The organism is Novosphingobium beihaiense, from assembly GCF_022832375.1.
GTDB classification, from domain to species: domain Bacteria; phylum Pseudomonadota; class Alphaproteobacteria; order Sphingomonadales; family Sphingomonadaceae; genus Novosphingobium; species Novosphingobium beihaiensis.
On record NZ_JALHLG010000009.1, the window covers coordinates 66,348 to 80,056 of the forward strand.

A 13,709-nucleotide genomic window follows, 5' to 3' on the forward strand; every position below is an offset into this window, starting at 1 on the left:
AAAGAGCCCCCGGCCCGGAGAAAACGGAAGATCAGCGGACGGTCACGGCGCCCAGTTCGGTCTTGCCGGAGGCCGAGCCCCCCTTGCCGGGCACCGTGATGGGAACCGAAACCAGTTCGCGGCCGCCGGTTTCGCGTGCGGCTTCCACCTTGAGCACATATTGCCCGGCCGGCAGGTTGTCGGGCAGCGGGATGCGGTAGGTGCCGGGCGCGCGCGTGGCCCCGCTCACGCCATCGGCGGGAAGCTGCAGCGAACGCCCGCCCTTGCGCCACCAGCTGCGCAAGTCCGCCAGCCACTTGGTGCCCGGCTCGCGGCCGCCCTTCTTGACGTCGTACCACACGAAAACGGTGCGGGCCGCGCCGCCGCCAACCGGCTCAAGCCAGCCTGCCACATAGGGCTTGTGGTATTCGGCCACGTTGATGCGCGGGATCGTAACGCTGACAGTCGCGGCGGCGGCAGGCGTGGCGATCACCCCGGCAGCCAGCAGCGGGACGGAAGGCAGGACTTTCGATTTCATACCGGGTCTTTCACTCAATGGATGAAGAAGAGGGCGATCAGCAGCGGCACGGCGAGGCTCACCCCCACCAGCGGCCAGGTCGAGGGGCGGTGGCGCGCATGAAGCTGCAGCAGGAACAGGCCGGTCAGCGTGAAGACCACGCAGGCCACGGCGAACAGATCGATGAACCAGAACCACACCGTGCCGCTGTTGCGGCCCTTGTGCAGGTCGTTGAGATAGGAAATCCAGCCGCGGTCGGTGGTCTCGGCGGTGATCGCGCCGGACGTGCGGTCGATGGCGACCCAGGCATCGCGGCCCGGCCCCGGCATGGCGATGTAGACCTCGCCCTCGTCCATCCAGTCCGCCGCGTGCCCGGCGGGATCGACCGGAACGGCTGCGGCCACGGCCCGGGCGACATCGGCAGGCAGCGGCGCATGGCCGTCATTGGGCGCCGGGAGCTTGTCCAGCATGGCGCGCGGCAACTGGCCGCTGCTGTCCGTAATCACCGGCGTGGCGGAAATCGATGCGGCGTGGTTCAGCGTCAGCCCGGTGATCGCGAACAGGAACATGCCCGCCAGCGAAATCGCCGCGCTGACCCAGTGCCAAGTGTGCAACTGCTTCAGCCAGAAAGCGCGCACCTTCTTCTTTTTGCGCGGCTGACGCTTGCCCATCGGCGCTTCCGCCGATTCGGCGGTGCGGCGGCTGGGTCCGCAGACCGTTTCCGGAGCAGGCCGCGCGGCGGCTTCAGCGGCTTCCAAAGTGCATTTTCCTCTGTTCGCGGGGAGACCAAAACCCGCGGCAAAGCCTCCCCCCGGAAGGCCCGCCCGGCGTCCAACAATGTCTGGACGAACCGCTTCTTAGTGTATATGAGAATGACTCGCAATATCGATCATTCACAGCGAACGAGGGGCAGGCGTGGCGACACTCGCGACGACAGGGTTTCATGCGGGCAGGAACCGGAAGTTCCCGCAAACGGCGCGGGAAAGCGCGGTTTCGCAGCCTGCATGGACGGCCGCCAGCGCCTCTCCGAAAGCTTCGGACGAAGCCCTGCTGTTCGAATCGGCCGTGCCTTACGAACGCTCGGTCTACCAGCCGTCGCGCCGTTCCGGCCCGATCGCGCTGGTCGCGGCGGCAGGCACCGTCCTGGCGATGCTCGCGGGCCTGATGACGCTCAACATGGTCAGCAAGCATCAGGAGCGCGCCCGGCTCACCGTCATGACGGTGCGGGAACTCGACACCAAGCCCAAGGCCGCGCCGCCGCCCAAGACGCTGGAAAAGGCCGTCGAAACGCCCACCCCGGCATTCGTGCCCAAGCCCAAGATCCAGCTTCCCGCCCCCGGCCCGGTGAAAGTGGCGCTGGACGCCCCGCCGCCGCCCGCGCCGATCGTGACCGTGGCCGCCCCGCCGCCGGTCAAGCCGGTCTCCGGCGCGGCGCCTGCCTCGTCCGCCTCCGCCGCGCAGGATGGCGGCGATCTGTCGGGCAAGGCGCTTTTCATCAAACCCCCGGCCTACCCCCGCTCGGCCCGCCTCCATCACGAACAAGGCACGGTCAAGCTGCTCGTCCTGGTGGGACCGGACGGCCGCGTCGATGACATCGAAATCGCCGCAAGCAGCGGCAGCAAGGCGCTCGACCGGGCGGCTTTGAAAGCCGTGAAGGAATGGCGCTGGGAACCCATGTCAAACGGCGGTGCCCCCACCGCCGTGCGTGGCTATGTCGTCATTCCATTCGTGCTGAAGAGCAAGGACGCCTGAGGCGCCGCGAATCAAGCGCTGCTGGCGATCCCCGGACGCTCCGCCCCCATGCCCGAAAAGCCGATGGAATAGCCGCCGTCGACAGGCAGGATCACGCCCGTGACATAGGCCGCTTCGTCGCTGGCGAGATAGAGCGCGGCATTGGCAATGTCCCTCGCCAGTCCCCAGCGGCCCATCGGGATGCCCGCCAGCACCGGATAGTCGGCGGGCGGCTCGGCATGGGTCTGCGAAGCCTCGACGAGCCCCGTCCACACCGTGCCCGGCGCGATGGCGTTCACGCGGATGTTCTTGTCCGAATAGTCCAGTGCGGCAACCTTGGTCAGCTGGTTCACCCCCGCCTTGGCCGCGCCATAGACGCCATGATGCTTCCAGCCGACCACACCGGAGGCACTGGTCGTGTTCACGATCGCCCCGCCGCCAGTCTTCAGCATGGAGGCGATGCCGTACTTCATCCCAAGGAACGCCCCGCGGATGTTGGTAGCGTGAACCTTGTCCCAGGTCTCGGCGGTCTGCGTGTGCAGCGGCGCCATCGGGCCGCCGAACCCGGCATTGTTGCACAGCACATCGAGCCGTCCGAACCTGCTTTCGGCCATCGCGATCATCGCCTGCACATCCGCTTCATCCGAAACGTCGCAGTGCACGCCCACCGCAGCGCCTCCCAGCGAAGCCGCGACTTCGCCCTGCTTGCCCGAAATATCGGCGAGCACCAGCCGGGCGCCCTCGGCATGGAACCGTTCGGCCATAGCCTTGCCCATGCCCGAACCGGCGCCGGTGATGACGCAGACCTTGTCCTGAAGCCTTCCCGCCATGCTTTCTCTCCCGGTTTGTTATCAGGCTGAAGTGTCGATCGTCGGCCGGATCGCAATTTCCGAAATGTTGGTCCGGCGCGGCAGGGCGAGGATGAAGACGATGGCCTCGCCGATATCGCGCGGCTTCACCGCGCCTTCCTTGCCGACATGCGCCTGAATCGCCTTGCGCCAGTTGGGGTCGGAGATGTTGTCGCCCACTTCGGTTTCGGTGGCGCCGGGCATCAGTGTGGTGACGCGGATGTTCCGCCCGCCCAGTTCCTGCCGCATCCCGTCGGTCATGAAATTGACCGCGTGCTTGCTCGCCGAATAGGCGCTGGTCATCGGCCCGCCCTTGCGCCCCGCGAGCGAGGAGATGGTGATGATGTCGCCTGCGCCCTGCTCCAGCATGTGCGGCACCGCGGCGGCGCAAGTATAGACCGTGCCCATCAGGTTGATGTCGATCACCTTGCGGTAGATTTCGGTATCGCAGTTCTCGATCCCGCCCGCTTCCATGATCCCCGCCGAATTGATCAGGATGTCTATCCGGCCCAGTTTCGCGGCAGTTTCCTCCACCGCCGCGCGGGCCTGTTCCTCCACGGTCATGTCGCCGGGGATGGCCAGCGCCTTGCCGCCCATGGCCTCGATCTTCTCCACCAGCCCGGCCAGCCTGTCCGCCCGGCGCGCCGTCATCGCGACCGTGGCCCCGGCCTCGGCCAGGCACAGCGCGGCGCCCTCGCCAATGCCCGAGGACGCTCCGGTCACGAGCGCGACTTTTCCTTCCAGCGGTCTGGACATTTCTGGCATCTCCCGGTCGTTCATGGCGGGCTTCGGCCCGCTTCGCTGCTCTTGGCTGACAAGGACCGGCGGCCCTGTCAACAGATTTTGCTGAACATGTGTTCAAAGTGCTGTTGCGGAACGAAACGATGTATCCGGCTTCACTGTAAGGCAGCGCATTTCCCCTCCTCTTCAGAGGAGGGGCGCAGGGGTGGTGGCGATGCGCAGCATCGCTCGCGCAGCGATAAATGGCGCTGTCGTCAGCACCACCCCCAACCCCCTCCTCTGAAGAGGAGGGGGCTTGTACGAGAACCGAAAAGTGGATGCACCTTGACATAAATAACCATATAGGTTATACGGCGCAGCACAGACGGGTGCGTGGAGTCACAGGCCTTGGCTCTCATGTCACACGCACACAGCGGCCGGCGCCCCGCAGACAGGGCCGCCTGCAGCCGCGGCGGGGTCTTTGCCTTGGGGTTGCTCCTCAGGGGTTGGCGGCAGGGGAGCGAGCCCGTCCCGCCGGCACCTCGCTCGCCAGGGCCGAGTGGTGAGATTTCGCGCGTTTCCCTCACTGCCGTTCGCAACCGATGAAGCGCCAGCCAAGCTTGTCGAGCCAAGCACCCCACACGCCGGCCGCACCGCCTGCCTTCGTGTCTTTCTTCCCGGCGTTATCCCGGCCTCGCCAGCGGGGGTTTTCGTGTGCTCAAATCCTCCCCCACCGGGGGAGGGGGACCACGCGCAGCGTGGTGGAGGGACACAGGCGGTTTACAGGACAACGAGAGGGCACGCCGTGCGGCACCTGCCCCTCCACCATCCTGCGGATGGTCCCCCTCCCCGTGCCGGGGAGGATGGCGTTACGCGATCACCAACACCGAGCGGTGGATGAAGCGCACCAGATCGGCCTGCCCGCGCGCGCCGGTCTTGGCATAGATGCGCTTGGAATAGGTCCGTGCCGATTCCACCGTCAGCCCCAATTCGGGCGCCGCCTCGCTGATCGACATGCCCCGGCTGAGTGCCAGCGCCAGCCGCGCCTCGCTCGGCGCCAGATCGAAAAGCTGCGCCAATTGCTCGCAGCGGTCGGCGGAGGACCAGTTGTCGGCATGGAGATAGCACACGATCGCAGGCGCGGCCTGCGTGGTGCCCATGCGCTGGCCCGAAGGCACCAGCAGCAGGTCCAGCCAGGGCTCGCGGCTCAGCACCAGCGCGCGCGGGCGGGCCTGCGGATCGTCCGCCAGATCGCGGATCGCATCGAGAAGCTGCCGCCTGAGCTGCGGATCGCGCGCGGTCAGCCGCCCGTCCTTGCTGCATGACAGGCGCCCCGCGTGCTCCAGCATCTGCTCGCCATGAACATCGGCATCGATCAGCCGCCCCTCGCCATCGAGCGTGACCCAGCCGAAATTCATCCGCCGCACCGCTTCCTTTGCCACCGCAGCGGTCATGCGTTCGCGCTCCAGCGTCACGAAGCTGCCCAGCGCCGCGCGCATGTGCGGGGCCAGATCCTCCAGCAGGGCATCGGCATCGGGCCCGAACTCCCCCTCGCGCCGGGTGATCGTGATCCAGCCACTGACGCCGCCGCTCTCGGCATAGCGGATCATCCGCAAGTGGTTCATGCCCGAAGGCACCAGCAGTTGCGAGAGATAGGCATCGTGGCGCGGCTCGCCGAAGCGCAGCAATTCGTCGAGGCGGAACGTGCGCCCTTCCGCCATCGCGTGATAGGGCATCGGGTCCGAGAGATAGAGATTCTCCCGGTAATGGCGCGAGACCGGCGGCGGCGAGGGCTGACCGGAATAGAGATGGATCACCCGCGCTTCCGGCGTACCCAGCGGCAGCGGGCGGAACACCAGACTGGCATAGTCGCCCCGCACCCGCGCGCGCAAAGCGCCCAGAAACCCTTGCCAGGGCGGGTCCTCCACCAGTCCTTCCATCAGCGGCACCAGCAGCGCCGCGGCATCCTCGTTCGAGAGCATGTTTTCATCCCCAAATGGGAATTCTCTTGCCTCGCCCCCTAGCCCACAAACCGGGCACGGACAACGCACCGGATCAGAGCATCACCCCGACGTTCCGGGGACCTTCGAGCGCGTGGCCGGGAGAGGACGAGACGCGATGACAGTGCAACCCGCAGCCTTCCTGCGCACCACGCTGCCGCTCGGCATCGACATGGCGGCCGAGTACGATTCGGGCCGCTATCACTCGATCTGGCTGCCCGATCACATGGTCAGCTTCTGGCCCGATTCGATCTGGACGCCCGAATTCACCGATCTCGCCAAGGCCTCGCCCAGCCCGCACCGCCATCTGGATGGCATGGCGGTGGCCGCCGCCGCGGCGGTGCTGACGCAGACCACGCCGCTTGCCACGACCGTGGTCGATACCGTGCGCCGCCATCCCTCGCTGCTGGCGCAGAGCGCGCTGACGATCAGCCACTTGTCCAAAGGGCGCTTCATCCTCGGCCTCGGCTCGGGCGAGCTGGAGAACACCGTCCCTTACGGCTTCGATTTCTCCAAGCCGGTGAGCCGCTTCGAAGAGGCGATCAAGGTGATCAAGCTGCTGTGGCATGCGGATGGCCCGGTCGATTTCGAAGGAAAGTTCTTCCACCTCGAACACGCGCGGATGGATACCGAGCTTTACGGCGGCAAGGCCCCGCCGATCTGGACCGGCGCGGCAGGCCCGCGCATGCTGGGCATCACCGGGCGCGAGGCGGACGGCTGGTGGCCCGCAGGCGCGTGGACGCCGGAGGACTATGCCGAAAAGCTCAAGGTCATCCTCGATGCGGGCGACGCCGCCGGACGCGACATGAGCCATTTCACTCCGGCGCTGACGCAGATGTGCCTGATCGGCGAGCCGGACGAGATCGCGGAAATGCTGCAGGCCCCGATGGTCAAATCGATCATCCTGATGATCACCGCCAAGGACCTCGCCCGGTTCGGCTACGAACACCCGATGGGGCCGGACTGGCGCGGGATCATGGACTTCGATCCGGTCAAACTCAGCCGCGAGGCGATGATCCGCTTCTGCGACGAGATGGACCCGCAGGCGATCCGCGACATCCTGCCCGTGGGCACGCCCCGGCAAGTGGCGCGCAAGGTGAAAGGCTTCGCCGATGCCGGAATGCGCGTTTACAAGCTGATGGAATACGGCGCGATGGGCGGCATGAAATTCTCCGCCAGTTCCGCCGCCAAAGTGCGCGAGACCGAGGACGAGATCCAAAAGCTGGTGGAGGGCTGACATGACCAGCCTCGACCCGCAGCAATTGCTGCAACATGCCATGGACGAAACCGGCCTGTCCGACTGGGCCGACGAGGGTTTCCCTGCGCGTTTCGCACTGGCGGTGCAGCACATCAACACCATCCCAATGGACGCGGCGGGGCGTAAGGCGGCAGCGGACAACATCCACTGGCTGCTGACCGACCGCCTCAGGTTCTTTCAGGACCGCAAGGACCATCCCCTTGCCGCAGAAGTGATCGACCGACCGCTGTTCGCCACCGGCGAGCCGCGTTCGGGCACCACGCTGATGCACGCGCTGATGTCGGTCGATCCCGACGCGCGGGCGCTGCGGTTCTGGGAAGTCATGCACCCTTCGCCGCCGCCCGGCATCGTCAGCGGCGAAGACCCGCGCAAGGCTCTGGCGGATGCGGAATGGCGCGAGATCAATACCCGGATGGCGAAGTGGCTGCACTGCCACCCCTACAACGACATGCTGGGCAGCGGCCTGCCCGAGGACGAGCGCACCTGGGCTTTCGATTTCCGGGTGATGACGCCCACCGCATGGTGGCGGGTGCCGATGCAGAATCTCTCCTTCGGCCTGCCCGCCGATCCGGCCGCGCAGTACCGCATCCACAAGGCCATGCTGCAGGCCTTCCAATATAAACGCGAGCCGAAATACTGGGTGCTGAAAGGCTTTCACACCACGCGCCTCACCGAATTCTTCGAAGCCTATCCCGATGCCTCGCTGGTGTGGCTGCACCGCGATCCGGTGATGGTCGCGGCCAGCTCGACGATGATGATGGCAGACATCATGGAAGGCATCGTCGGCAAGATCGATCTGGTGAAGGAAGCGAAAATGCATCTGGAACGCGTGCGCTGGTCGATCGGGAATACCATGAACCATCCCATGGTGGACGATCCGCGCATCCACCACGTGCTCTACCGCGATTTCGTGGCCGATCCGGTGGCAACGATCCGGAGGTACTATACCTTCGCGGGCCGCCCCTTCGGCGAACGGCAGGAAACCGCGATGCGCGATTACCTAGCCCGCAACAAAGGCGACCGGCACGGCAAGTTTCACTATTCCACGCAAGTGCTGATCGACGCGGGATACGATATCGATGCGCTGAACGCAGAGTTCGCCCCCTTCCGCGAACGCTTCGGCGTGCCGGTGGAGGTGCGCAAGTGATGCTGTCCTCCCCGGCACGGGGAGGGGGACCATGCGCAGCATGGTGGAGGGGATTCGCGTCCTTGCGCAACGCCGGTTTGGGGGGAGAGTCCCCTCCACCGCCTGCGGCGGTCCCCCTCCCCGTGCCGGGGAGGACCTGAATGCACCCCCGCGTCAGCCTCCATCAGGTCGCCTTCATGGCCGAGCCCACGGCCGCCTTCGTCGCATATTGCTGCAGCATCGGCGTGCAGCATTGCACCCTCGTCACTCCCAAGCTGGAGCAGCCGGACGCGCTCTCTGCCCTACTGGCCGAAAGCGGCGTGAAAGCAGGCTGCATCAACCACCCGTTCGCCCTGCACCCCGATCTCGAACGCGACAGCGGCGGCGCGGCGGCAGGCCTCATGCGCGCCATCGACAGCGCCGCCGAACTGGGCGCCCCGTCGATCTATCTCATCACCGGCGGGCGCGGTTCACTCTCATGGGAACAGGCGGCGGAACGCTTTGCGGAGCTGCTCGCCCCCTGCCGTGATGCTGCGCAGCAAAAGGGCGTGGCGCTGCTGGTGGAGAATGCCTCCGCGCTCAATGTCGATATCCATATCGCGCACACCCTGCCCGACGCGACGCGTCTGGCCCGGATCGCCGGAACCGGCCTGTGCATCGACATCCACGCCTGCTGGATGGAAGGCGCGCTGAAAGAACACCTCGCCGCCGCGCTGCCGCTCGCCGGTCTGGTGCAAGTCAGCGACTATGTGCTGGCCGACCGCACCGCCCCTTGCCGCGCGGTGCCGGGAGACGGGGCGATCCCGCTCGAACGCATCGTCGGCGACATTCTGGAACTCGGCTATAATGGCCTTTTCGATCTGGAACTGGTCGGCCCGCGCATCGCAAGCGAAGGCCCCGCATCGGCCTGCGCGCGGGCGGCGGACGGGCTGTCCAACCTGCTTGTGAAACTGGGAGCCTGATCATGGCCTATGGCGATGCCCCTGCCGACAAGACCCTCAGGGCCGCGTGGGAACGCTTCTGCGACGATCTGAAGCAGGCCGGGGCCCATGCCTTCAAGGATGCCAATCCGGCCAACCCGCTGCAGCGCGCCGACGCCTTTCGCTTCCTGACGCAGAATCTGGGGCAGGCTTTCGATCTGGCACTGGAAACGAAGGACCCGGCTTTTCCGCAGATCCACCGGTTCACCACGCCGACGATGAAACTGGGCGGCGACGTGGCGGACTTCACGTATCGTCAGGCGTGGATTTCGGGCGAGCACACCTATCGCGTAACCGGCAAACGCGGCACCGCGCGCTGGCTCAACATGACCGTGCAGGGCCCGCGCCCGGAGGCCATTCCCGGCACCGGCTGGCCCAGCCTGCACGAACCCTTCGGCGATATTCCCGAGTGCAACATCCTCGGCGCGCAGATCGAAACCGATGCGGATGGCAACTTCGAACTGATCATCGGCGGCGAACCGCGCGAGAGGAACTGGCTTCCCACCACGCCCGGCAGCCGCAAACTCTTCATCCGCGAGGCTTTCGACGCCTGGGGAGAAACGCCGACCACGCTTTCCATCGAACGCGTGGGGATGACCGGACCGCGCCCGCTGCCCTCCCCCGAGCGCATGATCGAGGCGATGGACTGGGCAGGCCGTTTCGTTACCGGGCTGATGGCACAGTGGCCGGAACATGCCTGGCTGACCTCACAGGGGGTCTGCGATCCGGAGAGCCTCAACGCATTTCCGGCCGACAAGTCCGCCAACGACGCCGCCGATGCCAAACGCGGGCGCATGGCCGCGCACATGGTCTGGCGGCTCGAACCCGATGAAGCGCTGATCGTCGAGATGGACTGGCACGAGGGCTTCTGGATTTTCGGCATGGGCGGCGCGTTCATGGGATCGATGGACTTCCTCCACCGCCCGGTGAGCTATACCCCCGCGCGTACCCGAGTGGATGCCGATGGTGTGGTACGCCTCGTGATCGCCCATGACGATCCCGGCGTGCACAACTGGCTGGATACGCAAGGATTCACTGGCGGCAATCTCACCCACCGCAACCTGCTGACACAGAGCCCCGCAGTGTTCCGCTCCAAGCTGGTGAAGCGGGCGGAGCTGATGGACCACCTGCCATCCGGCACGGCCATGGTCACGCCCGGTGAACGCGCCGCCTTGCTGCTGGAACGCTACCGCGCCATCAAGCTGCGCTTCGGGATCTGATCCTGCCCTCTCCGTTCGTGCCGGACGGAAGCCGAAGGCTTCTGAGCCCATGTCGCGAACCCGAACCCCTCCCCCCGCTCATCCTGAGCTTGTCGAAGGATGTTGGTTCCAACGCCGCGCCAGCGTCCTTCGACAAGCTCAGGACGAGCGGGGTCGCGCGGAACTCGAATACTTTGCTCCGCCTGTCAGCGCCCTGTCCAGACCGGCTTGCGCTTTTCGGCAAAGGCGCGCGGGCCTTCCTGCGCATCTTCGGAATGATAGGTCAGCTCATGCGCGGCGCGGGCGGCCTGCAGGGCGGCGCTGCGACCCATTTCAGTGGAGAGCATCACCGTCTCACGCGCGGCCTTGACCGAAAGCGGCGCGCCTTCGAGCACTTCCTTCGCCAGTTCGATCGCGGCATCGAGCGCGGCGCCGGGCTCGGCCAGCCGGTTGACGAGGCCGATCTCATAGGCGCGTTCGGCCGTGATCGGCTTGCCGGTGAGCACGATCTCCATGAAGATACGCTGCGGTATCATGTGGATCAGTGGCGCGGCCCAGGGTGAGCCACGCCCCACCTTCACTTCTGTGATCGCGAACTTCGCGTTGGTGCTGGCAACGCACAAGTCGCAGGCCTGCGCGATCATCCACCCGCCCGCCATGGCATGGCCATTGACCGCCGCGATGGTTGGTTTGGTGAGTTCGATGCTGTCATAGGGCAGCGGGAACATGTCGCGCGGCGGGACTGTCATCCCCGTCTCGACCATTTCCTTAAGGTCGCCGCCCGCGCAAAAGGCCTTGTCTCCGCTGCCGGTGAGAATGGCAATGCGCATCGCGTCGTCCGCCTCGAACCGTGCCCAGGCCTCACGCAGTCCCTCGCGCACTTCGCGGCTGAGGCAATTGCGCTGGTCGGGGCGATTGATGGTCAGGATCGCGATGCCGTCTTCGCGGGCATCGTAGAGGACGGCATCGGTCATATTCAGAACCCTCGCTTGGCGATTTCGTGGGCGGTGCGGTCGAGTTCCTCGCGGAAATCGGGGTGGGCGATGGCGACCAGCCGCCGGGCGCGTTCGGCAAGGCACTGGCCTTTCAATTCCGCCGCGCCGAATTCGGTGACGACCACGTCCACTTCGGTGCGCGCGGAGGTAACGGGACCGCCCAGCTGCGGCACGATCTTGCTGAGCGCGCCGCCCTTGGCGGTCGCGCCCAGCACCATCAGCGAGGCGCCGCCCGGCGAGCGGGCTCCGGCGCGCACGAAGTCCACCTGGCCGCCCGTACCGCCGACATAGGCATGGCCCACCTGCTCGGCATTGACTTGCCCGGTGAGATCGACTTCGACCGCCGAGTTGATCGTGACGAGCCGTGACAAACGCCCCAGCACGCCTGCATCGTGGGTATAGCTGGTCGGCGTCATGCGGATCGACGGATTGTTGTGCGCCCAGTCATAGAGCCGCCGGGTGCCGATCAGCGCGCCGTTGATCGAAACGCCGGTGTCGATCTCCTTGCGCGCATTGGTGAGCACGCCCGCCTCGGCCAGCTCGACGAGGCCGTCTCCCAGCATTCCGGAGTGCACGCCCAGATCCTTGCGGTCATGCAGCAGGCGCAGGATCGCATCGGGCACCGCGCCGACGCCGGTCTGGATCACCGAGCCATCGCCGATGTACTCGGCACAGAATTTCGCGATCGCTTCGTCAGTGGGGCCGATCTTCGCGGGCGCGACTTCCACCGGCGCGCGGCTGACTGTCACCGCCACGTCGATAGCGCTGCCGGGGATCAGTTCGCCCGGCACATAGGGCACCTGCTCGTTGACTTCGGCGATCACCACGCGCGCCTTGTCCACCGCCGCGCGCACATAGTCGGAGATGAGACCGCAGGAATGGTTGCCCGCGCTATCCGCCGGGCTCACCTGGATCATCGCCACGTCGCAAGGCATCACACCCCATTCGATCAGCGGCGCGACCTGGCTGACATGGACGGGGATCACATCGAGCAGATTGGCCTTAGTCATCGCCCGCAGCGCGCCGATGGCGCCCATGCTGGACAGGCGGAAGGCACTCGCGGTTTCCGGCGTGAACAGGCCGGAGAAGCTGGTGGCGATGAAAGCGCCGAGATTGCCGATAGCAGCCCCTTGCGCAATCAGCGCTTCCACCAGCGTGGTCGGCTCGCCGCAGGCCTGGCCGAAAACGATCCGGTCGCCTGCCTTGAGGTATTGCGAAAGGTCGAGCGCTTCCGGGGTGACGATGTCGGTCATGCAAAGCCCCTCCCCTTCAGGGGAGGGGTTGGGGTGGGGGCGATCCCTACAACCCGCACTTGGCCGAGAGCCCCCAACCCCCGGCCCCTCCCCTGAAGGGGAGGGGAGGACAGCGCCTGCCCGGTACATCACAGCTTGCCCGCCTGCCGCAGCAGCCGTTCCGCGCGTGCAAGGTAAGGCCGGTCGAGCATTCCGCCCTTCCAGCCAATCGCGCCCACGCCGGGGTTGGCGGCGAAGACATCGACGATTTCCTGCGCTTCGGCCACTTCCTCATCAGTGGGGGTGAAGGCGGCATTGATCACCGGCACTTGCGCCGGGTGGATCGCCATCATCCCGCGATAACCGTCGCGGCGAACCTTTTCGGCGCGGGCCTTCAGCGCGTCGAGATCGCGGAAATCGGCACTGATCGTCTCGATCGCCGTCACACCCGCCGTCGCCGCGCCCAGCACGCAGAAGCTGCGGGCCATTTCATAGGTGAAGGAATAAGAGCCGTCCGGATCGCGGTTGGACGAGGCACCAATCGAATCCGCCAGATCCTCCGCACCCCATGTCAGCGCGACCACGCGCGGGCAGCCCTTGTAATCGCCCCAGTGGAACATGGCCTCCGCCGTCTCGGTCATCAGCACGATCAGCGGGGTGGAGCCCTGTTCGATGCCGTTGGCGACTTCGAAAGCCTCCAGATACTTGTCGAGCGTTTCCACGTCCTGCCGGCCATAGACCTTGGGCAGCATGATCCCGCCCGGATGCGCGGGCATCACCGCCGCGAGATCGAGCAGCGTATAGGGCCCGTCGAGCGGGTTCACGCGCACCCACAGGCGGTGGCGCTGTTCGGGATGGGCCTTGATGAAATCATGCACCATCGGGCGCGCATTCGCCTTGTTGTCGATGGCAACGGCATCTTCGAGGTCGATCAGGACGATATCGGCCTCGCCCTCCATCGCCTTGGTCATCTTCTTTTCGCTGTCGCCCGGCGCGAAGAGCCAGGAGCGGGCGGAGATGGGTTCGTGCTGGATGGGCATCCTCTTCCTTTCACGTCATCCCAGCGAAGGCTGGGATCGCGGGCAGCCAAGCCGCGCGTTGCCGAGAGCGATCCCGGCCTTCGC

At 66.2% G+C, this 13,709-nt stretch carries 13 protein-coding genes; 5 read left to right on the forward strand and 8 right to left on the reverse strand.

What is annotated here, in order from left to right:
* Positions 1 to 31: 31 nt before the first annotated feature.
* Both MTR66_RS08700 and MTR66_RS08705 read right to left on the reverse strand, forming a co-directional pair.
* Positions 32 to 517 (reverse strand): DUF2271 domain-containing protein, encoded by a 486-nt coding sequence (locus MTR66_RS08700; RefSeq protein ID WP_243919831.1) that lies wholly within the window; start codon positions 515 to 517, stop codon positions 32 to 34.
* A gap of 14 nt (positions 518 to 531) precedes the next feature.
* Positions 532 to 1,167: a PepSY-associated TM helix domain-containing protein gene (locus tag MTR66_RS08705; protein ID WP_243920219.1), complete on the reverse strand. Its 636-nt coding sequence runs from the start codon at positions 1,165 to 1,167 to the stop codon at positions 532 to 534.
* Positions 1,168 to 1,411: 244 nt separating this feature from the next.
* Between MTR66_RS08705 and MTR66_RS21355 the strand changes: the two genes are divergently transcribed.
* On the forward strand, positions 1,412 to 2,248 hold the full coding sequence (locus MTR66_RS21355) for an energy transducer TonB (RefSeq protein WP_243919833.1): 837 nt from the start codon (positions 1,412 to 1,414) through the stop codon (positions 2,246 to 2,248).
* An 11-nt stretch (positions 2,249 to 2,259) separates the two neighbouring features.
* Here the strand turns inward: MTR66_RS21355 and MTR66_RS08715 are convergent, their stop codons facing one another.
* The 3 genes from MTR66_RS08715 to MTR66_RS08725 form a co-directional block, all read right to left on the reverse strand.
* Positions 2,260 to 3,057 (reverse strand): SDR family NAD(P)-dependent oxidoreductase, encoded by a 798-nt coding sequence (locus MTR66_RS08715; protein ID WP_243919835.1) that lies wholly within the window; start codon positions 3,055 to 3,057, stop codon positions 2,260 to 2,262.
* Positions 3,058 to 3,078: 21 nt separating this feature from the next.
* Complete coding sequence (locus tag MTR66_RS08720) at positions 3,079 to 3,831, reverse strand: SDR family oxidoreductase (RefSeq protein WP_327194493.1); 753 nt, start codon at positions 3,829 to 3,831, stop codon at positions 3,079 to 3,081.
* An 833-nt stretch (positions 3,832 to 4,664) separates the two neighbouring features.
* On the reverse strand, positions 4,665 to 5,777 hold the full coding sequence (locus MTR66_RS08725; protein ID WP_243919837.1) for a helix-turn-helix transcriptional regulator: 1,113 nt from the start codon (positions 5,775 to 5,777) through the stop codon (positions 4,665 to 4,667).
* 136 nt (positions 5,778 to 5,913) lie between these two features.
* Between MTR66_RS08725 and MTR66_RS08730 the strand changes: the two genes are divergently transcribed.
* From MTR66_RS08730 to MTR66_RS08745, 4 genes are all read left to right on the forward strand, one after another.
* Positions 5,914 to 7,032: an LLM class flavin-dependent oxidoreductase gene (locus MTR66_RS08730; RefSeq protein WP_243919839.1), complete on the forward strand. Its 1,119-nt coding sequence runs from the start codon at positions 5,914 to 5,916 to the stop codon at positions 7,030 to 7,032.
* Position 7,033: 1 nt separating this feature from the next.
* Positions 7,034 to 8,200, forward strand: a complete 1,167-nt coding sequence (locus MTR66_RS08735) for a sulfotransferase family protein (RefSeq protein ID WP_243919841.1) — start codon at positions 7,034 to 7,036, stop codon at positions 8,198 to 8,200.
* 140 nt (positions 8,201 to 8,340) lie between these two features.
* The gene (locus MTR66_RS08740) at positions 8,341 to 9,141 is read left to right on the forward strand and encodes a sugar phosphate isomerase/epimerase family protein (RefSeq protein ID WP_243919849.1); all 801 of its coding nucleotides are present in this window, start codon (positions 8,341 to 8,343) and stop codon (positions 9,139 to 9,141) included.
* A 2-nt stretch (positions 9,142 to 9,143) separates the two neighbouring features.
* Complete coding sequence (locus tag MTR66_RS08745; RefSeq protein ID WP_243919851.1) at positions 9,144 to 10,379, forward strand: DUF1214 domain-containing protein; 1,236 nt, start codon at positions 9,144 to 9,146, stop codon at positions 10,377 to 10,379.
* 185 nt (positions 10,380 to 10,564) lie between these two features.
* Here MTR66_RS08745 and MTR66_RS08750 read toward each other — a convergent pair whose 3' ends face one another.
* From MTR66_RS08750 to MTR66_RS08760, 3 genes are all read right to left on the reverse strand, one after another.
* Positions 10,565 to 11,332 (reverse strand): enoyl-CoA hydratase/isomerase family protein, encoded by a 768-nt coding sequence (locus tag MTR66_RS08750; protein WP_243919853.1) that lies wholly within the window; start codon positions 11,330 to 11,332, stop codon positions 10,565 to 10,567.
* Between the two features lie 2 nt (positions 11,333 to 11,334).
* Positions 11,335 to 12,606, reverse strand: a complete 1,272-nt coding sequence (locus MTR66_RS08755; RefSeq protein ID WP_243919855.1) for an acetyl-CoA hydrolase/transferase family protein — start codon at positions 12,604 to 12,606, stop codon at positions 11,335 to 11,337.
* A gap of 128 nt (positions 12,607 to 12,734) precedes the next feature.
* Positions 12,735 to 13,625 carry an HpcH/HpaI aldolase/citrate lyase family protein gene (locus MTR66_RS08760; RefSeq protein ID WP_243919856.1) on the reverse strand — a complete coding sequence of 297 codons (891 nt, stop codon included), beginning with the start codon at positions 13,623 to 13,625 and terminating at the stop codon, positions 12,735 to 12,737.
* Positions 13,626 to 13,709: the final 84 nt, after the last annotated feature.

Coding starts and splice junctions, on each gene's coding strand:
- MTR66_RS08700 (WP_243919831.1), bottom strand. CDS start 517: ATGAAATCGAAAGTCCTGCCTTCCGTCCCGCTGCTGGCTGCCGGGGTG.
- MTR66_RS08705 (WP_243920219.1), bottom strand. CDS start 1,167: ATGGGCAAGCGTCAGCCGCGCAAAAAGAAGAAGGTGCGCGCTTTCTGG.
- MTR66_RS08715 (WP_243919835.1), bottom strand. CDS start 3,057: ATGGCGGGAAGGCTTCAGGACAAGGTCTGCGTCATCACCGGCGCCGGT.
- MTR66_RS08720 (WP_327194493.1), bottom strand. CDS start 3,831: ATGTCCAGACCGCTGGAAGGAAAAGTCGCGCTCGTGACCGGAGCGTCC.
- MTR66_RS08725 (WP_243919837.1), bottom strand. CDS start 5,777: ATGCTCTCGAACGAGGATGCCGCGGCGCTGCTGGTGCCGCTGATGGAA.
- MTR66_RS08730 (WP_243919839.1), top strand. CDS start 5,914: ATGACAGTGCAACCCGCAGCCTTCCTGCGCACCACGCTGCCGCTCGGC.
- MTR66_RS08735 (WP_243919841.1), top strand. CDS start 7,034: ATGACCAGCCTCGACCCGCAGCAATTGCTGCAACATGCCATGGACGAA.
- MTR66_RS08740 (WP_243919849.1), top strand. CDS start 8,341: ATGCACCCCCGCGTCAGCCTCCATCAGGTCGCCTTCATGGCCGAGCCC.
- MTR66_RS08745 (WP_243919851.1), top strand. CDS start 9,144: ATGGCCTATGGCGATGCCCCTGCCGACAAGACCCTCAGGGCCGCGTGG.
- MTR66_RS08750 (WP_243919853.1), bottom strand. CDS start 11,332: ATGACCGATGCCGTCCTCTACGATGCCCGCGAAGACGGCATCGCGATC.
- MTR66_RS08755 (WP_243919855.1), bottom strand. CDS start 12,606: ATGACCGACATCGTCACCCCGGAAGCGCTCGACCTTTCGCAATACCTC.
- MTR66_RS08760 (WP_243919856.1), bottom strand. CDS start 13,625: ATGCCCATCCAGCACGAACCCATCTCCGCCCGCTCCTGGCTCTTCGCG.